Below are 23,092 nucleotides of genomic sequence, written 5' to 3' on the forward strand. Positions count from 1 at the left end.
CATGATCACCGACGTGATCTCACCCGCTCCACAAAGGCCGCTCACCCCTTGAACTCCCAGCTCAGGGCACCCGTCGGCCGACTACGCAATCACCCTGCCCGTCGAGGTCGTCGGTCAACAGCATGACCACTTTGCGAACCATGAATTCACTCCCTTCGAGGAATTGGTGCCTTGGGCCCAATTTCCGCCTACAAGGCAGTATTGAGGTGATCTCAACAAGAGATGGCGGTTGACGCGGACGACACGCCTGCAACCGTCCATACCGGACAGTACTGGAAGAGGGCGTGGGGCCCTCGATAGGCAGTTCTCACCACAAGATCAGCCATGAGGTGAGGACCCCACGTGATTGCCTATCGTGCCATGACCGACGTGCCCAGGGAACTCGTGCAGCACGTGGCGCGGCTGCTGCGCGCCGAGCGCCGCGCGGTCGGCACCCGCCGCCGAACCCGGAAGCTGACCTGCTTCTACCAGGCGCTTCTGGTCCTGGCGTGGTTCGGCAAGGGTGAGGACAAGACCACCCTCGGGGCTGGCTTCGGGGTGTCCAGGGCCACCGCCTACCGGTACGTCGCCGAGGCGGTGCGGGTCCTGGCGGCGCAGACACCCACCCTGCACGACGCCCTCGCCCGGGTCGCCGCTGACGGCTGGTCGCATGTGATCCTCGACGGCAAGCTGTTCGACACCGACCGGCTGGCCGAGACCACCACCAGCGTCAAGGGCGAGACAATCGACGCGTGGTACTCGGGAAAGCACCGTGACTTCGGCGCGAACATCCAAGCCGTGATGCGTCCCGACGGGCTACCGATCTGGACCTCCGATGCGATGCCCGGCCACCTGCACGACCTGACCTGCGCCCAGCGGCTGGACGTCACCGGCGCCCTGTACTGGGCTGCCTCCACCCTCAACCTGCCGACCCTGGCCGACTCCGGCTACGAAGGCGCTGGCCAGGGCATCCACACCCCGTACAAGCAGCCCACCGACGGCCGCCGCCTCGCCGTCGACAACCGCACCTACAATGCCGTCCTTCGATCCCTACGCTGCCTCGGAGAACGCGGCTTCGCCATCCTCACCGGCCGATGGCGCGCGCTGCGCCACACCACCGCCAGCCCTCGAAGCCTCGGCGACATCGTCCGCGCCGCACTCCACCTCACACATTTCGAATACCGATACCTACCCGAACCTTGTTGAGATCACGTCATTGGCCGCCGCCAGCACCCCCGACGGCGGGGTGTCCCAAAAGGAACACCGAGAGACCGAGCCTGGGAAGCCCGCCTCGAGACTGGCGATCAAGGGCCGATCACGAGCGATTGAGGAGCCCGAGTGGACCAGCATCAACGGCGCGATCCGTGCAGCTGTTTCTGAGGGGCCTACCTTGACGATCAGTGTCCGTAGGCGACTTGACGTCTGGTCGTGGAGCTGGGGGTGGAATGGGGTTCGCGAAGCCGGCGATGATGAGCGCAATGGTGGGGGCAGCTGTTCGTGGATGTCCAGCAGGTGCCATTCGCTTGCGAGCAAGTGGTGCCTGAACTGAGTGATGCATGGCAGCGCCGCCGCCGCGCCGACGGCAGGGTTGGCAACGTGAGACTCGCCGCGCTTGATGACCGAGGCGATGATGTGCTGGACCTGGGCCGTGAGGTCGACGACGTGCTCTGCTTCGACGAACCTAAATTCGGATACCAGCGCCCTGCACGTCTGAACGAGGCGTGGATGCGATGCAGCCACTCCCGCATGACCGCTTCCCGAAGAGCCGCCCTCCGACGGGAAATGCCGGTAGATGCTGCCCGGACTGACCTTGAGCCCTCGCATGGCATCGGCGACGTTAGCCTCTGCCGGGGCCGTAGCGGGGCAGGACATCCTCAGCGCTACCCCTCGGGAATTTCGCCGCAAGATCCCCTAATCCCCTAACGCCAACCGCCGCCCCTGCCCCAACCCGGCCGGATAAGGCTGGGGTGCAACCCCGATGTCCGATACCGCCGCTTCGCCTTACGGTCGATCCCGGGTCCGGGCGATGTTGTCTGAGACCACGTCCGAACAACATCGATCGAGGAGACCGGCAACATGAGTGAAAGCGCCAGCACAAATTCGACCGCCGACGTGAACTCGACCTCTGCAGCCAACTGGACCGGCAACACGGAGGCAACCGCCGATACCAGCGGGACCACCAACGTGGATTCCACCGCCAGCGCGGGGTCGACCGCCGACATGGGCGCAACCGCTGACATGGTGTCGCCGCAGAGCCTGCAGGACTTCGTATTCGGCCTGCTCACGAACGGTGACGCCCGAGCGGCGTACGAGGTCGACCCGCAAGGCGCGCTGGACAACGCAGGTCTCAACGACGTGACCCCGGCCGACGTGCAGGACATCGTTCCGCTGGTGGCCGACTACGTTCCTGTACAGGGCATCACGTCCTTGCTTTCCGGAGACAGCCTTGGCATCACCGCCGGCGCCACCGTCGACGGACTCGGGCTCAGCGGCGCGACCGGCACCCTCGGCGGACTCGGCCTCACGGGTGTGACCGGCCACCTGGGCGGCACCCTCGACAGCGTTAGCCTCAGCGGCGGCGTGACCGGCACGCTCGACAGCACCGTCGGCGGACTCGGCGTCGACGGCGTGACCGGCGACGTCGGGGGCACCGTGTACAGCGCCACCAACCTCGTCGACAGCACCGTCGGCGGACTCGGCGTCAGCGGCGTGACCGGCGACGTCGGGGGCACCGTGTACGGCGCCACCGGCCTCGCCGGCGGCACCCTCGACAGCACCGTCGGCGGACTCGGCGTCAGCGGCGTGACCGGCAACCTCGGTGACACGGTGCACGGCGTCGGAAGCGTCACCGGTGACGTCGGTGTACACGGCGACGCGTACGCCAGCACGGACGGACAGCTTCTGGGGGGCCTCACCGACGGCCTGCTCCTGAGCTGAAGGCGCTGTGCTATGCGGAGGCCGGGATCTGCCCACTGCGCGGTCCCGGCCTCCATCTTGGTTTACCTACCGCGGATTTCCGGCCGCACGTATGCGTTGTGGAACCGGTGGACGTGTTGTGCAGGCGCCGGGTCCGCGGTCAGATCGCTCTACGCCACGCATGCGGGCCGCGCTTCGCCGGAACTGAGGTTCTGGTCGAGGAGGACCTGGCCGCCACGCAGCGCCAGCGCATCACGCGACGCTGGCGGCGCCGTTGATGCGGCACATCATCGCGGACCAGAGGTGGCTGACGGCCACTGGTAACGGCCAGCCACCTCGCATCGAGCTCCTTGGCCAGTTCTTCAAACTGAGGGCCGTAGACGTCGTGGTTGAGCGCCGCATGGAATGTTCGACATGGTCGCGTGCCGTGACCATGGCGCCCCGACACCTGGGCCTGCCTCGGCCACGGCCCCTCTCGCCGGCCCTCGTCATCTGATCCGCCGTGCCCTGGATCGGTGACCTCGCCCGACGGCGCCCCGTCCGTGAAGAGACGGGGCGCTCTGGTCGTCGCCGAGTGTGCTGTCAGCGCAGGTGGGGTGGTCCAGCCCGCCCACCCGGCGGGCGTATCAGTCGGCGGCGACCTCGATCCGTGGGGTCGGGCCCGCCGGCAGGTACGCCATGTCGGAGATGATGACCACATCCACCTCACGGTTCATCACCATCCAGCTCACCGACTCCCACGGCCCGCGGACGATGCCCTCCAACCGGTAACCGCGCCGGCGGCTGTAGTCGAAGCACTTCGCCACGGCGGGCTCGGTAGGTTCGATGCCGCCGGGTATCCAGATCACGGCCGTGTCCATGCAGCCTCCTGATCAACTTCTGAAGGTTAAGCGAGCGAGGATGATCAGGAGCCCCGGGGGGCAGGGATAGACGCGGTGCCGGTGGACAAGCATCGTGGTGCGGTCCCGGCAGGGTAAGAGGCGGCCGCCATGAACTTCCGGTGGTTCGCTACCCCAGCGGCGGAGCCGGCGATCGCGGGTGAGGAGCCTCGGCCCTCACGTTGCCGTTACTCGCGTCTGCTCCCAGGTCCGCCGTGGTCGGCTATTGGGTGATCTCACCGCTAGGGGAATGCGCTGGTCCGCGGTCTCGCGCCAGAGTGCGTGGACGATCGTGCCGTCGGGGAGGGCGAAGGGATCGCGGGCGGTGTAGCCGTGCCGGGTGTAGAGGGCAGCCTCGGCGGCGGTGGTGGCCTCTGCGTAGGTGGGAAGCCCGAGACGGTCCATCCGGACGAGACTGCGGGCGAGCAGGGTGGAGGCGCGGGCGTGGCGCCAATCGGCGGGCGGGGCCGCGAGAAACGCCAGGTGGTTGTGGGCGTCGGTGGGACGGTGGGTGTTGAGGACGCCGTCCAGGGTCCGGAAGCGGTCGAGGTGGTCACCGCAGGCAGCCGCGAGGCGTTGGCGGTAGTTGGCCGGCGGCGGGATGGGGCGGTAGCGGTGGAACCAGACGGCGGCGGCGGAGCGGTCGTCTAGGAGGAAGACCTCGCCGAACAGAAGGGCGTGTTCGACCCAGATGCGGGAGACGGCGGTGAGCATGCGGCGTCGCTGGTCATCATCAGGTACGAGCCACGTGCCGATGGTTGAGGTGTGCAGGGGGGCAGCGACGAGGCGGACGACGTCGTCGATGTCGCACCAGCGGGCACGGACCGTGGGCGGAATACCTGTCATGGTGGATCTCCTGTATTGAGCCATTGTTGCCCGGTGGCCGGCGCTGCTGTCCGGTCGGGCGAAGCTGTGCAGTCAGGTCGAGTTGCCCGCCACCGGGACGGACGAGCCGGCGCGTGCCGTTTGGCTTCACGGATCAGCGCGGCGAAGGACACGTGGCACCCGGTTGAGCGGGCGCGTAGGACGCCCAGGGTCACAGCAGGGCGGCGTGGCCGTGAAGGTGCGTGGGGCGATGATGGTGCTCGCCGTTCACCGACAGCGGATCACCACCGCGTCGCCCCACCCGCCGGCTGGAGAGGTGTCCACGACGCGCGGTCGCATCTCAGCTGCCTGTCCGGCCGTGGGTCAGCCGTCACCGCATGAGGTGACGCTCAGGCAGGTCTGGTGCCCGGCTGCGGCGATCGTTGGGCGAACGTGTCGCACGGGGACGAAGCGCAGCGCTGGGATTCCAGCTCCGGCATCCATGGGCGCGGCGAGATGTCAGCCGCCGCCGTGCCGGCGCCTGAGGCGGCGGAACTGGTCACGCTGCCGGACGAGATCGGCGTCAGGCCGCCGGTGCCGGTACCACCGACGCGCCCGGGACGACTACTCACGTCGGCGGCTGCAGCTGGGGCCGGCTCGCCGCCGCTGCACCGCTGCACCGCCACGTTCCAGTAGGGCGGGGGCTGCGTGGCTTCCTGGCGGTTGGCGGTGACAGCTGGCACGCGGACGGGATGCTCGGTAGCGCCTGGAGTAGTGGCGACCGGCACCGGGCCGCCAGACCCGGGCTGCGGTTCTACCGGATCGCCGGGCGGGACCGCCGGGTCCGCCGGCTGGCCGAGGATCGGCCGCGTCACCTCGAGCACCGGGGCGAGGACGGGGTGCAGGGTCTCGAGGATCGGGTCGGCGACCGGGCCGACCACCGCGTCAACGGGTTCGAGCAGTCCCGTGCCGGTGATCCCCCGCACCACCGGAGCCGCCGCGTCCACGACCGGACGCGTCACCGGCGCGACAGCCTCGACGACTCTCGTCAACCCCGTACCGGCCGGCCCGCCCACCGTGCGCCGCACCGGCACCATCGCCGCCGTCAGGTCAACGGGCGGGACCCGCATCGCCGAATCGGGCGTTGCGCGGGCTTGCGCCAGGGTGCCGGCTGGTTCCGGGGTCACGGAGGTTGGCTCCCCGACCGCGTCGGTCCCGGCCGGGCTGGGATCGACGGTCGCCGTCTCTTCGGGCGGGGCGGGCGGGCGTGGAAGGACAGTTTCGACCACCGCCCCGGCGCCGCCGAGCAGGTTGCCGACGATGCCCGGACCTGGCTCGTCGACGGCGTAGGCGGGATCGTTCATGATCGTGTCGCAAGCGCCCCAGGTGGCGATGACGCCACCGAGCAGAAGCATGCCGCGCACCGTCGCCTGAGCGAGTCGTCGGCTGCGGCACCGCATCACGGGCACCCCTCCCGACTTGTCGGTCTACCTCAGGCAATAACCGCTGATTGTTGCCGGATGCGGTCGGCGGGTCACCTTCCGACACGCGGGATTGGCATTATCCGCACAACGACCGAAGGCAACTTGCGCGCGTGCCCTACCAGGCAACCCGGCAGCGGACGGCTGCCGAGCTCGACGGCGTCAAGCCGGCAGAGCTATAGGGTGGATCTACCTGCGGATGAGAGGCGAGTGCGCGTGAATCCAGACTCGACCTGGCAGTATGAGGTCCGAACCGACGGTGACGCGAGGACCATCGTGCTGTCCGGCGAGATCGACATCAATGGCGCCGGCGAGCTGCACCGCCTGTTAGAGCAGGCAATCAATGCTGCGAACGAGGTGAAGGTCGATCTTGCCGAGGTCACCTTCATCGATTCCACCGTGATCACGGCCCTCGTAACATCCCAGAACCTGGCGAGGGCAGCCGGTCGCCGCTTCGCCGTGGTCAATCCCGAGGCCCAGGTGCACCGGGTCCTCGCTGTCACCGGTGTCCTGCAGGCTCTGACCACCGAAACGCGGTGACGAGCCACCACCTTTGACATGAGGCGCGGGGGTCGGCAGCCGACAGTGGCGGGATGCTCCGGGTTGCCGGGCGGGCCCTAGCCTTCGCACGTCGGCGCGGCACCTACCAGGTCTGAGTTAACGATCGTGCACGGTGAGCTGGGTACCGGGGTGTGTGAGCTGGGCTCGCGACAGCGGGATACGCGCCAAATCCCCTCGTCGGCGCGCTTGAGCAAGGTGCGGAAGCCGGCGCGGACCAGCGAATGGTCGTCGGCAGGCCGCCACGAGCGTGAGGTCGTGCTCGACGCGGACCTGGTCTTCCAGGTCGGCTTGTTCATTACTGGTTGTCCGGCATGGGGCCGTTTATCTCGCCGCCGGGTGGCGAGGTGGGCGCGGGGGTGTCGGTGCCAGTAGTCGGCTCGAGGCAGGCGGTCACGGTGGCAGTCACCCCATTGAGCCGGCGGGTGAGGACGAGGCCGTCGGTCAACTGGTGGGCGAGCCACAGTCCGCGGCCCCCGGCGGTATCGACCGCGGGCAGTCGCACCCGCAGGCTGCCCGGCGCCGCGCCTTGGTCGGTGACCTCGCAGATCAAGACGTCGGCCTGGCGGCGCAGCTCGAGGTGGCCGTGGCCACCGCCGTGGCGCACGGCATTGGTGATCAGTTCATGGACGGCGAGGACGAAGTCGTCGCCGGCATCTCCGGTCAGTCCCGCGGCGGTCACCTGCGCCTGGAGTGCGTGTCGGAGCGTGCCAACCGTCGCGCTGGTGAAGTCCTGCGACATGATCGGAACGACGGCAGCGACGAGGGCCGGCGCCGGATGTCCCGGGTCGGAAGCCTCAGCGTCGCCGGTCACTCTCGCAGGCTACCCACCGCTGGCGGTACCGGAACCACTGAGTACAACTACGCGCGATCGCGGAGGCGCGGCCAACGATCTCGGCGTTCCTCGCCTACGTTGGCCCGCATTGGTCATGGGCGAGAAGCGGTCGTCGGCCTGGACGGGCCTGACCCGCTCCCGCCAGTCTGGCCCCACCCCTTCGACGCTTCCCCGTGCCCAGCGCGGACGTGGCGCCGATAGGTCGCCTACGGGACAGCCTCACGGCCGCGGGCCCCGATCGGCGCGGCGTGACATGGAGTCAGCTATCTGCCGTCGGCGGTACTGATCGTGGAGCCGTTACCGCCGTTCGCACACCAGGCCGTCGCCGTTCCGGTCGCGGTACCAGGCGTATTCCGGGTCGATGCCCCTGCGGTATGGGCCGTAGCCGGCCGCGTTCGCCTCCTTGCACGTGCCGAACCGAGGATCCGTCACCGGCACTGGTGGCGGCATTGGCCTGGTGCTGGTCGGGGCCGGTCGTGGACTGCTGGCGCGCGTGGCCGTCGGCTTGACGGTCGCCTTCGGCGCCGCGGTCGTGGTTTTGGCGCTGCTGTCCCCTGCAAGGGGAGCCGGCGCGGTGGGCTCCACTGGTGCAGGGGTCGGACGGGTATCGGCGTCAACGAGGCGGTTGCCGGGCGTGGCGTTAGGCGTGGTGTTACGGGCACTGGGCCGCGCCGTGTCGGAGTCGTTGTCCGCTGCGTTGATCACCGCGCCGCCGCAACACAGCCCGACCACAACGGCGGCGGCAGCGATCAGCCATGGCAATGCCTTCCTCTTGACCGGCGCGGGAGGCGCGGGATATAGCGGCAGGACTGCGGTGTCGTCGAGCGACATCTCGTGCGGGCGGCCGTGGGACGGCGTCGGTGTCGTCATCGGGGCTGTTCCTGACAGTGGGAAGCGAGTTCGGTTTCCGGCAGGACCGGGCCGGGACGAGGGTGTTGGGCGAAGACCCAGGAACACACCCGACCCGACCTGGTCACTCTGGTGGCCGGACGCGTTAGCAATGGTCTGGGGACCAGTGCCGCAGCTTAGGCACCTCCGGCCAATGCGCGCCAGATCTCCCGCGGAGGTCCGGCAATGGTTCCGGCGTGCGGCGGGGCGATGTGACGCCGGGTGGTGGCTGCCAGGCATCCGGCAGCCACACCCGGCAGGCGGTGCGGACAATTTCAGGAGGAGACTGTTGGGGCCAGGTTGTGCCCCTACCTCACCTGGTGTCCGTCACGGTGGGGGTGCCCGGAACTGCGGCGCCGAGCCACAGTTGGGTCAGGACGTAGCGGGCTCCGCTCGGGATGGTGCCGGACTCGTCCGCGGCCGACGACGCCGCCGAGCCGAGCAGGGTGCACGACTCGTCGTAGAAGTACAGGTCGAAGTCGTACGGCGTGACGGTGTCGCTGTGAACACGGACCTCGTGGGCTCCGTCACCGAAGCTGTCCGGCAGCTTGGTGACCCAACCGTCCGCGCCCTGCGCTGGCGTGGCCGGCACCGCGCAGGCCGTCTTGAACGCGGTGGCGTCGTCGGCCGTGCCGGTGGACGGGTTACCCGCGGCGATCACCCCGGTCTCGGTCACCGGCGCGTCCGGCGGGGACGGCGGCAGCGGCTCGACCCCGGTGGCGGTCTTCGAGAAGACCTGCAATTCGGCGGCCTGCACGCCAGTCTTCGTCTCGCCGAGCGCGGTGTCGGTCCAGAACCGCACGTACTGCGCCTGCACCGGCTGCGGCAGCGCGCGTCCCAGGCGGCCGGCCCGTCCGATGGCCGGGGTGCCGGAAGGCGCCACGAACAGGAGTACGGCCGCCATGGTCGAGGCCGGGACGATGAGTTCGCTCGGACGGCCCACCGGCTCGGCCGCCGACTCACCGACACCAGCGGTACGCAGACGACCTCACACGAGGGCGGGGGCGGTCAGTCGTGTCGCTGCGCCCCATGATGCTTCTGGTTTTGTCGCAGGGCTTCCTCGAGTTGGTCTTCGAGGATGATGATCCGGCAGGCGGCCTCCAGGGCGGTGCCCTGATCGACCATCTCCCGGGCTCGGGCCGCCAGGCGTAGCTGGTAGCGGGAGTAGCGGCGGTGGCCGCCGGCGGAGCGGTGCGGGTCGATCAGTTTCGCCTCGTCCAAGCGGCGCAGGAAGTCCTGCGAGGTGCCGAGCATCTCCGCGGCCTGGCCGATGGTGTAGGCGGGGTAGTCCTCGTCGCCGAACATGTCATCAGGGCTTTGGCCCATGTCACCTCCACGTCGAGGGCCCCGGCGCGTAAGCGCCGGGGCCCAGGGTTACGGGTCAGAACACCATCTGCCGACAGGAACGTCGGCTTGTCGTATCCGCACCAGCCGTCACTGACGGCTTCGGGTGCGAGGATCGCATAAGCGTGACCGGAGACCACCTCTCGTTCGATGGAAACTGCGGTGTCCGCCCGGCCTGGATTGACGGCCAACGGCGGGCGATCCAACGGTGTACGGCCCTCCCTTTCCTCTGCCTTCTCTTTCCCTTGCTGACGTGCGGTCCACCGGTGTCGGAGCCCACGCGACTTCATGGCCCCTACACGTACGGCAAACATCAGATGGAGCCCTGAAGACGCCTTGGCCCCACCTGTGGTGCCCCGTCGCGCATCACGTCGGGGCTGACGTGCTTCTACTGCCGAAAGGAAACGGTGAAACTCGTTCCCGCTTCCCGCCGCCCGTCGTGACCTCACGGCCGGGCGGTCCGTCTGCATCTTGTGGCTCTCTGTTCTCGACTCGAAGAAGAGTACCCCGCACCACTAAGGATGTCTAGTCGTTTCAGCATAGATTTTCGGGCTGGCTGTCAGTAGCCTCGGCGGCCAGCCAGAGGGGCATCAGGGAGAGCTGGCGGGTGGCACGGTCGCGCATCGGCACGGACGTCGACATGAACGGCGTCGCCATTCTCGGCCCCGTCGGCGACCTCGATGCCGACACCAGCGAAGACCTCACCGAGGCGATCACCGCGTCCTGACTCGCCTCCGGGTGACGCACCTGGTGGTGACCCTCGTCCGGGTGTCATCCCTTGACTCGCGGCCTGCCCGTGCTCGTCGAGTGCCACGGTCACCCGACGGCGTCCGGCCGACCGTGGCGTCGTCCAGTCACTGCCCGCCCCCGGCAGTGACCTTACCGGGATCGTTTCCTGATCCGATCGATCTGTGATGGTCCCCAGTCTTGCCCGGCTGTGTTCACCCACGCGGAGGGGGCGGGCGGTCCTGCCGGCGCGGTTTGGGTGAGAGACGCCGGCGGAGCGGATAGCGGCCGAGGGACAACCTGAGTCGTGCGATGGCTTAGGTGGGCGGCGTTTTGGTGATACGCGTTGCCGCGGTGACCAGCCGCTTGCGTACGGTGTGTTCGGTGCGCTGGAGGTCTGCCGTCGACAGGACGCACGCCAAAGCTGCCGGCTGACCCGCGGTCGAGACGAGCACAGCAGCCGTGGCCGTGGCCGGATGGTAGTGGCCCGACTCGCTGTGCAAGCGGCCCCGGTTGGCGGTGGTCAGCGTCGGGTTCAACGCCTCGACGTCGCTGACAGTGGAGGTGCCAAGGTTGGACGTTGGGGCCTGTTTGAGGTAGCTCGCGCGGGTGGGAGTGAGCGTGGACAGCAGCGCGAGGCCCCAGGCGGTGACGTGCGGGGCCTCGTGGAATCCGGGGACCAGCTGGTCGTGGTGGGCAGTCCGAGGACCGGGGGCGACGGCGGTGAGCGTGATCCTGCCGTCGACGAACTGTGCGAGGCAGTGGGTGTATCCGGTGTCGACGGCCAGGCGCCGCAGCTCGTCGGTCACCGCGGCAGACGGGCGGATGGCCTCGCGGAGGTCCCGGTATCGGTGGGCTACCTGCAGGCCGGCAGTGAAGGTGCCGTCTTCGCGCCGAACGAGATAGCCCTCGTAGGTCAGTGTCCGGACTATGTGGTAGACGGTCGCGGAGTTCAGGCCACACCGGCTGGCCACTTGTTTGACGGTCAGACCGCGCGGCGTGCCACCGACGGCTTCCAGCACCCGCAGCGCCCGGGACACGCTGGAGAGCAGATCCGATGGCGGTATCAGGGGCTGCTCACCCACAGCGGTCCTCCGATTAACGCTCGACTCGTAGCGGCCGGTTCTCCCCTCACGTCATACCCGCGTCGGGTCCCGCTATCTCGCATCGCGGCTCACCGCGAGGACGACTGACGGCCCCGCAAACGAAGGTGAGACCTGGGCGATGACCAGCGCGGGGGGCATCTCATGGTCAACATATCGCGCCATCGCACAAGGACGGGACGCGTCTTGCGGGAGTCCCGTACCCAGGCCAGGGTCTTGGGCCACCGCGGGACGGCCGCAGTGCCGGAGGCTGACGCCGCGGGTGATTTCGCCGCCCGCGATTGCGGGCAGGTCGGCGTGGGGCGGCTACCGCGGGGCAACTCTCCGGGGTGATGATCCGGTACCGCAGGGCCCTGGCCGCCACCCCGGTCGGCGACGACCAGCAGCCCGGCCAGCACCAGCAGAAGGACGACGAAGGTCGGATTCGCTATCCGCTCCGAACTGGCCGCCTACGTGATCAGCTTAGCGGAGGAGCACACCTACAAGGCGCGACCGTCGCTACGAGCTGGTCACCGGCTGCGGCCACTCCTGAACTCGCATGTTCCGGCTGACGTGGTCGTGCCCATCGAGGGCGCTGCATCATGTGGAGGCCTGGTGCTGTTGCGTTGCCGGATCGACAGACGTGTTGAGCCCCGAGGGCTGGTCTCGTGTCAGATCGCCCGGGCGAGTTCGGTGAATGCAGCCGCGACCCGCTGAGCGGGCGGAGCGTCGATACCGAGCTCGTAGTGGCCGCGCCGGAGATTCTGCATGAACGCGTGCCCGGTGATAACCACCTGGGCTGTGTTGTCCTTCCGCAGCCCACGCATCGGTCTCAGCCTGTGTTTGAGCTGGCTGTGATCAGCCTCTATCGGGTTGTTGGCGTGCTGCTCGACGTGGTGCCATGCGTGCGGGATCAACTCGTCGAGCACGGCGGGGTAGACCGCGGCGGCGTCGGTGACCACCTCGGTCGGCTTGACCTTGAGCGTGGCGATGGCGCGTCGGAAGAACCGCCGGGCCGCGTCGGCGTCGCGGCGGGTCGAGACCAGCACGTCGATGACCTGCCCGTACTGGTCTATCGCACGGTAGACGTAGCGCCACACGCCGTTGACCTTGATGTAGGTCTCGTCGACGTGCCACCTGTCGCCGGGCGCGTGCCGGCGGAATCTGGCGGCGCCGGCCAGCAGCGGGGTGAACCGTTGCACCCACCGGTAGACGGTGACGTGGTCGACCTCGACGCCGCGTTCGACCAGCAGTTCTTCGACGTCGCGGTAGGACAGGTTGAACCGCAGGTACCACCGGACCGCGACGATGATCACCTCGGGTGGGAACCGGAACCCGGCGAACGCGGACTTCGGCGGTAGCCAGGGGCGAGGACGGTTCGACAGCTTCACTGGTCAAGCCTGCCTCGATCTTGCCAACGACCAACGCAACAGAGCCCTGCGGACAGGCCAGCGCGTGGGTGGTGCAGACTGGGCCGATGAGTCCTGCCGGCCGTGGCCCACGAGGCAAGCAGAATACGACATCCGGTCGCCGCTCCGACCTCGTCGTGGTGGGCAACGTGGAGGAGAAGTGCGACTGTCCCGCGTGTTCAGGCGGGGAGCTGGATCCCGAACAGATGCTCGCCGAGTTGGTGGACGGTGCCGCCGACCTGGCCGGTTGCGAGGATCCGCTGGAGGCGGAGCTGGCCGGCGCACTGTTCGTGGCGATGGCGGTGGCCGGCGGTGACGACACCGTACCCGCTTTCGCCCAGGCATTTATCCCGGCGATCGAGGCACGCGGTAACGATGCGGCCCTGACGCTGCTGACCGCGATCGGCGCCGCGGCCAGTGCCGGTCCCGAGCAGGTGGCAGAGGCCGCCGTGGCAGCCGCCGGCCGGTTGGCCGTCGACGGAGTCCCCGCGCCGGCCTGGGCCCGGAAGCTGGAGCAGCCGCTGCACTCTGGCCCCTTCACTCGGCTGTACGACACCGAGGGGACCATGTCGGTGTTGGTCGGCTCGTTCCAGCGGGCGGGGCACGAGCACGCGGTCATGGTCCTGGTGGATCACGACGACTGCGGCGCCGCCGACGGCATCCTCGTCGTGGACGGGGCGGACCTGCCGGTGGCGCTGAAGGACATCCGCGAAAGCGGTCGGCGCGACGGCCTGACCATCAAGACCCAGAAGCTGGGCGCGCCTGAGTTCCGCTGGTACGTCGAGCAGGCGATGCAGGCGCGTGCCGTGCACGACGCCGAGAACGGCGACGATGGCAGCCAGGACGCGCCGGAGCTTGTCGACGAGGAGGACGGGCCCGGGTATGACGTGCTGGCGGTGCTGGTCCGTACCCGGTTGGCTGCTCTCCCGCAGCCGCGTAAGCCCAAGGGGGCGGTCGTGTCCGGGCACGGCGCTGGTGGCCGGGACGCGATGGCGGTACTGCAGCAGTTCGCCCAACTCGTCAACCGTTCGGGCGACCCTTCCGATCTCGGTCTCGACTTCCTGACAGCAGGGCGGGCGCAGCCGGCGAAGCTTCCGGCCAAACGGAAAAAGACCGCCGGCCCGGCACAGGTGTATCAGCTCAAGGTGAGTCTACGTGGGGCGAAACCACCCATCTGGCGGCGGCTGTTGGTGCCTGCGGACATCAGCCTGGCCCGGCTGCACGACACCATCCTTGCGGCATTCGGTTGGCACGGCGGCCACATGCACGTGTTCGAGACGGCGTACGGCGACTTCGGGCGCGCCGACCGCGAGTTGGGGCACCGGGCGGACGGGTCGGTGACGCTGGAGCAGGTCGCGCCCGAGGCGAAGGACAAATTCCGATACACCTACGATTTCGGGGACGACTGGGTACACGACATCCTGGTCGAGAAGGTGCTCGCCCCAGACCCGTCGACAGACCATCCCAGGTGTACCGGCGGGAAGCGGGCCGCCCCGCCCGATGACTGCGGGGGAATCTGGGGATACCAGGAGCTGGTCGAGGTACTCACCGACCCCGCACACCCCGAGCACGAAGAACGCCTGGAGTGGCTGGGACTGGCCGATGCCCGCCAGTTCACCCCGGACACCTTCGACATGGAGGAAGTGAACCGCCGGCTGCGTGCCCTTCGCTGAGCGGCCAGCCATCGCCAACCCGGGATACTCGCCGGACCGGGTGACGACGTCACCCGGATCGTGCGGGTTAAGTGGGATGGACAGCATCGAACCTGGTTTGCTGGCCTTGCGAACCGGGCTGTCACACCTTGAGGACGTCCACGTCGTACAGCGCGATCGACACGTCACGGGTGACCAACGTCAAGCCTTCGGTGACCGCCTGTGCCACCAGCATGCGGTCGAAGGGATCACGGTGATGGAATGGGAGGCGCCCGGCAGCGATCGCGTGAGCGTGAGTCACCGGCAGTTCACGGAGGCCCATATCCCGTACCCGTTCGGCGAGGTCCGCCGGTCCAGCGAGCTTTCCAGCGGTCTGCTTGATAGTGATCTCCCACAGGCTGACCGGGGACAGGAAGATGTCAGGGTCATAACGCAGCCGGTCAAGGAATTCCTCGCCAAGGGTGGCATCGCCGGTGATGGCCCACAGCGCGATGTGGGTGTCCAGCAGCAGGGTCATTCGCCGATACCAAAGTCGGCAGCGATCTCGGCGTTGGTGTGTGGCGAGTCCCAGTCGCCCGACAGGTCTACCTGCCCGGCAAGGGAGCCGACGGCGGTGCGGTTGACCCGACGCACCAGTGGAACCACTCGCGCCACAGGGGTCCCCGCCCTATCGATGATGATCTCCTCGCCGCGTTCCACTCGCTCGATGATGCGCGACAGGTGCGTCTTCGCATCATGCATGTTGTAGTGCACGGCCTCCGCCGACATGGCTCCACCTCCCCGGCTAGCTAATAGCTTAGTCCACCCGGCCTGACTGTGCCACAGACTGCTCGACTGCCCAGCCCCTGAATTATCGGCGGGCGGCCGGTCCCGCCTGGCCGGTGTCCGGTCCACGCTCGCGGCGGCGTGGCCGGCCGAGGTGACCGGCGATCGGCGGCGACGGCCGGTCCGCCGGAGGCGGTCGCCGCCGGGAGTGAACAGGCTGGCCGGGCGGGCGGGCGGCACGGTGGGCGGTCGGAGCCGGCCTTGTCGGGACCCCGTGGTGAACCACTCGGGCAGCCCGGTCGGAAGTCCGGAAATCAGATGGGTGGGGCCTCACGACCGTCACCACCGTCGCTCGCCCTGACCGGGACACCTGCCCGACATCACCGCCAGGCCAGCGGCGGCCGACCGCCCTGCAACCATACCGACAGCGAAGATCCACAACTCCGACCACAGTGGCAGAGGCCCCGCACCGGTGCGCCAACACTGGAATCATGATCCAGACCAGGCGACACGCATAACCACTGGTCAGCACGGACCGGCACGAGCCCTCGCCAGAACGGCACAGCGACAACGGAGCACCATCGGAGCACCAGATTCCAAATATTGGGAAGATCCGTCCCAAGGCTTAGAAGCAGTCAAGGTCGTGACCTGCGTTTCCGCATGTCACGACTTGATCATCTGTGCGCCCGAAGGGACTCGAACCCCTAACCTTCTGATCCGGAGACCGATGCTTGTCTATGGGCATGATCGGGCTGGTCGATCGTCCGCCCCGGTCCCTCCCGGTCCGCGCGGGTCCCCATAGATACCGGCAGGTCCAGGCCCTACATCAGGTTTTGTCGATCACTGCTCGCCGCCAGATGAGACCCCGGAATCCGAACGAGTCCCTGCACGTCCGGACCAGTTTTCCGGCGTCCGAGCAGCCACGGAGCAGCATGGATCGCCGTTCACGCCACCTTGCCTCGAACCACCGCGGACGTATGGATCTTCTTTGCGGAGCCGGCACCGGCGCTGGATGCGCGGGCGTTGGGGTTCGGGTTGCTGCGCGAGGCGATAGCCGTCCGCGCGGGTCGGCACCACGACCCAGATGCAGGGTCGCCAAGATTGCGTGAAGATCACCCGTCGGCGCGTTAAGAAGATGTCAAGATCTACGGATCTTGCCGGCGGCCGCGTGACGTTGGAGCCGTGTTCGAGTTCTTGAAGCGGCTACTGGTCGGCGCTCCGCTGCGCAGCGACCGGCTCGGCGAGCAACTGCTGTCCAAGCGGATCGCACTGCCCGTCTTCGCGAGCGACCCGCTCTCCTCGGTGGCGTACGCCACGCAGGAGATTCTGCTGGTCCTGACGCTGGGCGGGCTGGCCTACCTGTACCTGGCCCCGTGGATCGGGCTGGCCGTCATCGTGCTGCTGGCGGTGGTTGTCCTCTCCTACCGGCAGGTCGTGCGGGCGTACCCGTCCGGCGGTGGCTCCTACGAGGTGGCGACCCGCAACCTCGGAGCCTCGGCCGGTCTGGTCGTAGCGGCGGCGCTGCTGGTCGACTACATCATGACCGTGGCGGTGTCGGTGGCCGCCGGGGTCGACAACATCATCTCGGCGTTCCCCGATCTGAACCCCTGGCGGGTGCCGATCAACCTCGGCTTCGTCGCCTTGGTGACGGCGATGAACCTGCGTGGCGTGCGCGAATCGGGCCGGATCTTCGCGGTGCCGACCTACATGTTCGTCGTCGGCGTGCTCGCGCTGATCGCTACCGGGGTCATCCGGATGGCGTTCGGCGACACTCCGGTCGCCGAGAGCGCCGCCTGGTCCGTCACGCCCGAACCCGGACACGGCAACTTGACCGGCCTGGCCCTGCTGTTCCTGGCGTTGCGCGCGTTCTCCTCCGGCTGCACCGCGCTGACCGGCGCAGAGGCCATCTCCAACGGCGTACCGGCGTTCAAACCGCCCAAGGGCGAAAACGCGGCCGGGACCATGCTCTTGATGGGCGCCCTGTCGATCACCATGTTCGGCGGCATCACCGCACTGGCGCTGATCTCGAAGGTGCGCTACGTCGAAAACACGTGCGACCTGATCGGGTTCCCCGGCGACTGCGCCACCTCGGCGCAGCGGACCGTCATCGCGCAGCTCGCGGCGGCGATTCTCGGCGGCACCAGCTCTCCCATGTTCTTCTACATCCAGGCGGCCACCGCCCTGATCCTCATCCTCGCGGCCAACACCGCCTTCAACGGCTTCCCGCTGCTCGGCTCGATCCTGGCCGAGCACCGCTACCTACCCCGTCAGCTGCACACCCGCGGCGACCGGCTGGCCTTCTCCAACGGCATCCTGCTGCTGGCGCTGATCGCCGGTGCGCTGATCTACGCGTACAAGGGCTCGGTCACCAGCCTCATCCAGCTCTACATCCTCGGCGTGTTCACGTCGTTCACTCTGTCGCAGACCGGCATGGTCCGGCACTGGAACACGCTGCTGCGCACCGAACGCGACCCCGGACGGCGGCGGCGCATGCACCGATCCCGGCTGATCAACGCGTTCGGCGCCGTCTTCACCGGCCTTGTCCTGGTCATCGTCACCATCACCAAGTTCACCCACGGCGCGTACCTCGTGGTGATCGCGATCCCGGTGCTGTTCGCGATGATGCGGGCGATCCGCCGCCACTACGACCGCGTGGCCACCGAGTTGGCGCCGGAACCGGGCGGCATGGTGCTGCCCAGCCGCATCCACGCGGTAGTACTGGTCTCCCGCCTGCACCGGCCGACGATCCGGGCGCTCGCCTACGCCCGCGCGACCCGGCCAGACACGCTCACCGCGCTGACCGTGGCGATCACCCCAGAGGAGGTGCGCCAACTGCAGGCGGAGTGGGACGAGCACGACATCCGGGTGCCGCTGACCATCGTGGACTCCCCATACCGGGACATCACCGGGTCAGCGCTGGCCTTCATCGACAGCCTGCGCAAGGAGCACCCGCGTGACCTGGTCATCGTCTACATCCCCGAGTACGTCGTCGGCCGCTGGTGGGAGCACCTGCTGCACAACCAGTCGGCGCTGCGACTGAAGGCCCGACTGCTCTACAAGCGGGGCGTCATGGTGACCAGCGTGCCGTGGCAGCTGGAGTCGAGCCGCACCGAGCCGGAGATTCATGCTCCAGCCCAGGTCGGCCGATAACTTGGGCGGTATGCGGGACAGGTCGCGGCGGGCGTACCAGCGGATGCTCACCGGCGTGCTACTGGCGGCCGCCGGGCTGGCCGGACTCACCGCACTGCTGGTGCCGGTGCGCGGCGACCTCGCGCTGGCCAGCGTCGTGCTGCTCTACCTGGTGGTCGTGGTGGCGGCTGCCGTAGTCGGCGGGCTGACCGCCTCGCTCGCCGCTGCGGTCGCCTCCGACCTGCTGGTCAACTTCTTCTTCGTCCCGCCGTATCACACGCTCACCGTGGAGAGCCGGGATCACCTCATTACGCTCGTCGTCTACGTCGCGGTCGCGATCACGGTCAGCGTCGCGGTAGATCTGGCCGCCCGCCAGCGCGCGGCCGCGGCCCGCACCGGCGTCGAGGCGGCCGTGCTCGCGCGGATCAGCGCCGAGCCGATCGGCGCCGGCTCCGTGCACGCCTTGCTTTCCCGGGTACGCGAGGCGCTGCACATGGACAGCGCGGCGCTGATCGAGACCGATCCGAGCGGCGCCGAGCACATCGTCGCCGTAGCCGGACGGGAACCGACCGGAGTGCCGTCGCTCTCCGTGACAGCTCGGCCGAATCTGCGCCTGGTCGTCGAGGGGCCGGACCTGTTCGCTCCCGATCCCCGGTTCCTGGCCCGGCTGGCCGCGGCCGCCGCCCGCACCCTGGACGCGGAGCGCCTGGCCGACCAGGCGGCCCGCGCCCGGGAGCTGGCCGAGATCGACCGGTTGCGGGCGGCCCTGCTGGCGGCGGTCGGCCACGATCTGCGTACGCCGCTGGCAGGGATCAAGGCCGGGGTGTCCAGCCTGCGCGACCCGGACCTGGAGTTGGCCCCGGCCGAACAGGCGGAGCTGCTGGAGACCATCGAGGAGTCCGCCGACCGAATGTCCGACCTGGTAGAGAACCTGCTGGCGATGAGCCGCCTGCAGGCGGGTGCCTTGATAGTCGAGAGCCGTCCGGTCGCCGTAGACGAGATGGTCGCCGCGGCGCTGCTGCATCAGGGGCCGGCCACGGTCGAGGTCGACGTGCCGGACGATCTGCCCTTCGCGTACGCCGATCCGGGGCTGCTGGAACGGGTCGTGGCGAACCTCGTCGCCAACGCCGTGCGCGAATCGCCTTCGGTGCGCGTGGTCGGCCACGCTTCCGGTGACCGGCTGTCGTTGCAGGTGGTCGATCACGGTCGCGGCATACCGGCCGAGGACCGCGAGCGTGTCTTCGCCCCGTTCCAGCGCCTCGACGACCGGTCCGCCGAGGGCGGGCTAGGTTTGGGGTTGGCCATCGCCCGCGGCTTTACTGAGGCGATGGGCGGCACCCTGACGGCGACCGACACCCCGGGCGGAGGACTGACGATGACGATCATCCTGCCGCAGGCGGCAGCCCAGTGACCCCAGTCCTCGTCGTCGACGACGATCGTCAACTGGCGCGGGCGCTGCGCATCGCCCTGTCGGCCCGCGGCTACGAGGTCGCCGTCGCTACCGACGGGGCCAGCGGGCTGGCGGCCGCTGAGCGAACGCCGCCCGGCCTGGTCATCGTCGACCTCGGCCTGCCCGACATGGATGGGGTCAGCGTCGTCCAGGCGCTACGTGGCTGGTCGGCCGCCCCGATCATCGTGCTGTCGGCCCGGCTCACCGAGCAGTCGAAGATCAACGCGTTGGACGCCGGGGCTGACGACTACGTGACCAAGCCGTTCGCGATGGGTGAGCTGCTGGCCCGGATGCGGGCCGCACTGCGCCGAGCCGCTGCCGGTGAGCAGACCTTCCCCGTCGTCACGACGGCGGCGTTCACCGTGAACCTGTCCGCGAAACGGGTCACCACGACCGCCGGGGCGGAGGTTCGCCTGACCCCGACCGAGTGGCACCTGCTGGAGGTGCTGGCACGCAACCCGGATCGGCTCGTCACCCACCAGCAGCTGCTGCACGAGGTGTGGGGGCCGCGCTACGAGACTGAGACCAACTACCTGCGCGTGCACCTGGCAAACCTGCGGCGCAAGCTGGAGCCCGACCCGAGCCGGCCGCGCTATCTGCGTACCGACCCGGGCATGGGCTATCGGTTCACCCCTGAACAGTAGGAGACGATCAGGCCTCGGCCACGTCGAGACAGCGCTATACCGCTACGAATTGCGCCGACGCAACCACCGACATCGTTACCGCAAGCCCCCGAACAGCGTGAATGCGGTTCGGTTCCGCCACATCGGGTCCACCCGTGTTGGTTGCATGAACACTGGCTGCCGCGCGAACTGGCAGGTGGTTGCATTCCCGCAGCGCCACGGCGACCCTCCCGTCGCCGACTATGGAGGGCAATTCGGCAGGCCAGAGTCATGTGATAGCGACCGGCCTGGCGGGCGGCGAACGAGCCGACCTGGTCAAACGAGGCCGAATCAGATCGGCGCGTTTCATGGTTCCGGTGCGGGGACTGGTGTGCGGGTTGGTATGCCTGTGGGGTGGCAGAGCAAGCGAACAACGAGCAGCCTCCGCAAGGCGAGGGGCCGGCGGAGGACGGTGGGACCGCGTCTCAGACATCGCTGGCGGGTCGCCGGACGGCGGGGCTGGGGTTGCTGCTGGGCGCGTTGGGTGTGGTGTACGGCGATATCGGCACGAGCCCGCTGTACGCGCTGAAGACGGTCTTCACCCTCGACCGTGGCCTGGTGCCGGACGCTCCCGACGTGTTCGGCGTGATCTCGCTGGTCTTCTGGTCGATCATCCTGATCGTGTCGGTCAAATATGTCGTCTTCATCCTGCGGGCCGACAACGAGGGCGAGGGCGGGGTGATGGCCCTGGCCGCCCTCGCCCGAAAGTCGCTGCTCAAGGACAGCGGGAGGCGCGCCGGTGCGGTGTTGGCGCTCGGGGCGCTCGGCGCTGCCCTGTTCTACGGCGACAGTGTGATCACCCCGGCGATCTCGGTGTTGTCGGCGGTGGAAGGTCTGGAGGTCATCTCCCCGCAGTGGGCGGTGGTGGTGCTGCCGGTGTCGGCGGTGATCCTCACCCTGCTGTTCGCCATCCAGCGATGGGGCACCGGACGGGTCGGGGCTGTGTTCGGGCCGATCATGCTGCTCTGGTTCGCCAGCCTGGGCGTGGCCGGCACGGCCGAGGTGATACGTCACCCGAGCGTTCTGGCCGGGCTGTCACCGACGTATGCGGCCCTGTTCATCGTGGGCCACCCGGTCATCGCGTTCATCGCGATGGGCGCCGTGGTGCTTGCGATCACCGGTGCCGAAGCGCTCTACGCCGACATGGGTCACTTCGGCCGCGCCCCGATCCGCCGGGCCTGGTTCGCGATCGTTTTTCCCGCATTGACACTCAACTACCTCGGCCAGGGCGCGTTGATCCTCCGGGCACCGGACAGCCGGGACAATCCGTTCTTCCTGCTGCTACCAGGCTGGGCGCAACTGCCGATGGTCGTCCTGGCCACCGTGGCCACCGTGATCGCGTCCCAGTCGGTGATCTCCGGAGCGTTCTCGGTGTCCCGGGAGGCCATGCGGCTGGGCTTCCTTCCGCACCTGCGCATCCGGCAGACCTCCCGCCGCCAGTACGGACAGATCTACGCCCCAGGAGTGAGCTGGGCCCTGTTCGCCGCAGTCTTGCTGGTGACGTTCGCGTTCGGCTCATCCACGAACCTTGCCGCCGCCTACGGGGTGGCGGTCACCGGCACATTCCTGATCACCACGACCCTGTTCCTCGTCGTCGCGCGGGTGCTATGGCACTGGACCACCTGGCAGGTCGCGCTGTTCGCGGTCGTCGTCGGCAGCATCGAGCTGACCTTCTTCACCGCGAACCTCGCCAAGGTCACCCACGGCGGCTGGCTGACCCTGCTCATCGCGATCATCCTGTTTACGATCCTGCTGACCTGGCGGCGCGGAGCCGAACTGGTCACCGCCCGGCGGATCGGGAAGGCCCACTACGGGACTTCATCGACACCCTCCACGCCACAGACATCCCATGGGTGCCGGGCATCGCCGTGTTCCCCCACCCCAACAAGGAGACAACGCCCCTGGCACTACGCGCCAACGTCGCGCACAACCACGTACGACACGAAAGAATCGTGATCATCACCGGCCGCACCGCGAACGTCCCGCACATTCCCTGGGATCAACGACTGACCATCGACGACCTCGGCGACCCCAATGACGGCATCATCCACATCACCGCCGTCTTCGGCTTTCAGGACCCCCACCGACTTCCCCGAGGTCCTGCGCCGCGCCGCCGCCCACCCCCTCGCACAAACGATCGACCTCGATCACGTCTCCTACCTCGTCTCGAGGATCACACTGCGGTGCACCCGTCAGCCCGGTATGGCCATCTGGCGTAAACGCCTGTTTATCGCCCTCGCCCACAACGCCGCCAGCCATGCCGAGTTCCTTCACCTACCCGAGGAACGCACCATCGTGCTCAGCGCCGAAGTCCCCGTCTAAACCCGCCCCGAGCAGCGCCTCCCATCGAAACGGGTAAGCAGGGGTCGGGCTCAATTAGTCAGGTGCGTCGACGTCGCCGGGTGGCGGCAACGGAAGTGGGTCGCCTTGCAGGACCGAAGTCACCGACGAGCGGCCCGTCACCCCTGCCAACACCGCTCTGGCGGCATGCCGTTCTCACGATTCGGCTCGCACTCTCACCGCCGCTGCGCTCC

The 23,092-nt window shown here is 68.4% G+C and carries 21 protein-coding genes and 1 pseudogene; 10 read left to right on the forward strand and 12 right to left on the reverse strand.

Annotated features, from left to right (window positions below):
* Positions 1-342 precede the first annotated feature (342 nt).
* Positions 343-1,185: a transposase family protein gene (locus JNW87_RS01095; RefSeq protein ID WP_238452743.1), complete on the forward strand. Its 843-nt coding sequence runs from the start codon at positions 343-345 to the stop codon at positions 1,183-1,185.
* Here the strand turns inward: JNW87_RS01095 and JNW87_RS41175 are convergent.
* Positions 1,168-1,851 carry a hypothetical protein gene (locus JNW87_RS41175; RefSeq protein ID WP_375373443.1) on the reverse strand — a complete coding sequence of 228 codons (684 nt, stop codon included), beginning with the start codon at positions 1,849-1,851 and terminating at the stop codon, positions 1,168-1,170. The genes JNW87_RS01095 and JNW87_RS41175 overlap by 18 nt on opposite strands.
* A gap of 204 nt (positions 1,852-2,055) precedes the next feature.
* Between JNW87_RS41175 and JNW87_RS01100 the strand changes: the two genes are divergently transcribed.
* Positions 2,056-2,916, forward strand: coding sequence for an IniB N-terminal domain-containing protein (locus tag JNW87_RS01100; RefSeq protein ID WP_238452744.1), 861 nt, complete (start codon positions 2,056-2,058; stop codon positions 2,914-2,916).
* A 605-nt stretch (positions 2,917-3,521) separates the two neighbouring features.
* On the opposite strand, the gene JNW87_RS01105 is transcribed toward JNW87_RS01100, so the two are convergent.
* From JNW87_RS01105 to JNW87_RS01115, 3 genes are all read right to left on the reverse strand, one after another.
* On the reverse strand, positions 3,522-3,755 hold the full coding sequence (locus JNW87_RS01105; RefSeq protein ID WP_109801496.1) for a hypothetical protein: 234 nt from the start codon (positions 3,753-3,755) through the stop codon (positions 3,522-3,524).
* Between the two features lie 195 nt (positions 3,756-3,950).
* The gene (locus JNW87_RS01110; protein WP_238452745.1) at positions 3,951-4,619 is read right to left on the reverse strand and encodes a hypothetical protein; all 669 of its coding nucleotides are present in this window, start codon (positions 4,617-4,619) and stop codon (positions 3,951-3,953) included.
* Positions 4,620-4,987: 368 nt separating this feature from the next.
* Complete coding sequence (locus JNW87_RS01115; RefSeq protein ID WP_238452746.1) at positions 4,988-5,992, reverse strand: hypothetical protein; 1,005 nt, start codon at positions 5,990-5,992, stop codon at positions 4,988-4,990.
* Positions 5,993-6,097: 105 nt separating this feature from the next.
* Here JNW87_RS01115 and JNW87_RS39110 point away from each other — a divergent pair, with 105 nt between their 5' ends.
* The gene (locus JNW87_RS39110) at positions 6,098-6,598 is read left to right on the forward strand and encodes an STAS domain-containing protein (RefSeq protein WP_109804126.1); all 501 of its coding nucleotides are present in this window, start codon (positions 6,098-6,100) and stop codon (positions 6,596-6,598) included.
* Between the two features lie 316 nt (positions 6,599-6,914).
* Here the strand turns inward: JNW87_RS39110 and JNW87_RS01125 are convergent, their stop codons facing one another.
* From JNW87_RS01125 to JNW87_RS01150, 6 genes are all read right to left on the reverse strand, one after another.
* Positions 6,915-7,430: an ATP-binding protein gene (locus tag JNW87_RS01125; RefSeq protein WP_236648354.1), complete on the reverse strand. Its 516-nt coding sequence runs from the start codon at positions 7,428-7,430 to the stop codon at positions 6,915-6,917.
* 318 nt (positions 7,431-7,748) lie between these two features.
* On the reverse strand, positions 7,749-8,321 hold the full coding sequence (locus JNW87_RS01130; RefSeq protein ID WP_236648355.1) for an excalibur calcium-binding domain-containing protein: 573 nt from the start codon (positions 8,319-8,321) through the stop codon (positions 7,749-7,751).
* 331 nt (positions 8,322-8,652) lie between these two features.
* Entirely contained in the window at positions 8,653-9,243 is a 591-nt protein-coding gene (locus JNW87_RS01135) for a hypothetical protein (RefSeq protein ID WP_238452747.1), read from the reverse strand.
* Positions 9,244-9,347: 104 nt separating this feature from the next.
* Complete coding sequence (locus tag JNW87_RS01140; RefSeq protein ID WP_109804128.1) at positions 9,348-9,665, reverse strand: helix-turn-helix domain-containing protein; 318 nt, start codon at positions 9,663-9,665, stop codon at positions 9,348-9,350.
* Positions 9,666-10,726: 1,061 nt separating this feature from the next.
* Positions 10,727-11,449 carry an IclR family transcriptional regulator gene (locus tag JNW87_RS01145; protein WP_236648356.1) on the reverse strand — a complete coding sequence of 241 codons (723 nt, stop codon included), beginning with the start codon at positions 11,447-11,449 and terminating at the stop codon, positions 10,727-10,729.
* Between the two features lie 713 nt (positions 11,450-12,162).
* Positions 12,163-12,876 carry an IS6 family transposase gene (locus tag JNW87_RS01150; protein ID WP_109804141.1) on the reverse strand — a complete coding sequence of 238 codons (714 nt, stop codon included), beginning with the start codon at positions 12,874-12,876 and terminating at the stop codon, positions 12,163-12,165.
* Positions 12,877-13,196: 320 nt separating this feature from the next.
* On the opposite strand from JNW87_RS01150, the gene JNW87_RS01155 reads away from it, so the two are divergent.
* Positions 13,197-14,573 carry a plasmid pRiA4b ORF-3 family protein gene (locus tag JNW87_RS01155; RefSeq protein WP_238452813.1) on the forward strand — a complete coding sequence of 459 codons (1,377 nt, stop codon included), beginning with the start codon at positions 13,197-13,199 and terminating at the stop codon, positions 14,571-14,573.
* Positions 14,574-14,694: 121 nt separating this feature from the next.
* Here JNW87_RS01155 and JNW87_RS01160 read toward each other — a convergent pair whose 3' ends face one another.
* Together JNW87_RS01160 and JNW87_RS01165 are read right to left on the reverse strand one after the other, a co-directional pair.
* On the reverse strand, positions 14,695-15,069 hold the full coding sequence (locus tag JNW87_RS01160; protein WP_238452748.1) for a type II toxin-antitoxin system VapC family toxin: 375 nt from the start codon (positions 15,067-15,069) through the stop codon (positions 14,695-14,697).
* Entirely contained in the window at positions 15,066-15,320 is a 255-nt protein-coding gene (locus JNW87_RS01165; RefSeq protein ID WP_109804132.1) for a type II toxin-antitoxin system Phd/YefM family antitoxin, read from the reverse strand. The genes JNW87_RS01160 and JNW87_RS01165 overlap by 4 nt, the downstream gene beginning before the upstream one ends.
* A gap of 1,179 nt (positions 15,321-16,499) precedes the next feature.
* Between JNW87_RS01165 and JNW87_RS01170 the strand changes: the two genes are divergently transcribed.
* The 6 genes and pseudogenes from JNW87_RS01170 to JNW87_RS41185 all read left to right on the forward strand — a co-directional run bounded on the left by JNW87_RS01170 (position 16,500) and on the right by JNW87_RS41185 (position 22,880).
* Positions 16,500-18,467: an APC family permease gene (locus JNW87_RS01170; RefSeq protein ID WP_109804133.1), complete on the forward strand. Its 1,968-nt coding sequence runs from the start codon at positions 16,500-16,502 to the stop codon at positions 18,465-18,467.
* A gap of 10 nt (positions 18,468-18,477) precedes the next feature.
* Positions 18,478-19,857, forward strand: a complete 1,380-nt coding sequence (locus tag JNW87_RS01175) for an ATP-binding protein (RefSeq protein ID WP_109804134.1) — start codon at positions 18,478-18,480, stop codon at positions 19,855-19,857.
* The gene (locus JNW87_RS01180; protein WP_238452749.1) at positions 19,854-20,540 is read left to right on the forward strand and encodes a response regulator; all 687 of its coding nucleotides are present in this window, start codon (positions 19,854-19,856) and stop codon (positions 20,538-20,540) included. The genes JNW87_RS01175 and JNW87_RS01180 overlap by 4 nt, the downstream gene beginning before the upstream one ends.
* Before the next feature lie 372 nt (positions 20,541-20,912).
* Complete coding sequence (locus JNW87_RS01185) at positions 20,913-22,514, forward strand: potassium transporter Kup (protein WP_375373444.1); 1,602 nt, start codon at positions 20,913-20,915, stop codon at positions 22,512-22,514.
* A pseudogene (locus JNW87_RS41180) lies at positions 22,475-22,567 on the forward strand (hypothetical protein); the annotation flags it as partial. The gene JNW87_RS01185 and the pseudogene JNW87_RS41180, both read left to right, overlap by 40 nt.
* A gap of 25 nt (positions 22,568-22,592) precedes the next feature.
* On the forward strand, positions 22,593-22,880 hold the full coding sequence (locus JNW87_RS41185) for a hypothetical protein (RefSeq protein WP_375373445.1): 288 nt from the start codon (positions 22,593-22,595) through the stop codon (positions 22,878-22,880).
* Positions 22,881-23,092 lie beyond the last annotated feature (212 nt).

The organism is Micromonospora sp. ATA51, from assembly GCF_016802855.1.
GTDB classification, from domain to species: Bacteria; Actinomycetota; Actinomycetes; order Mycobacteriales; family Micromonosporaceae; genus Micromonospora; species Micromonospora sicca.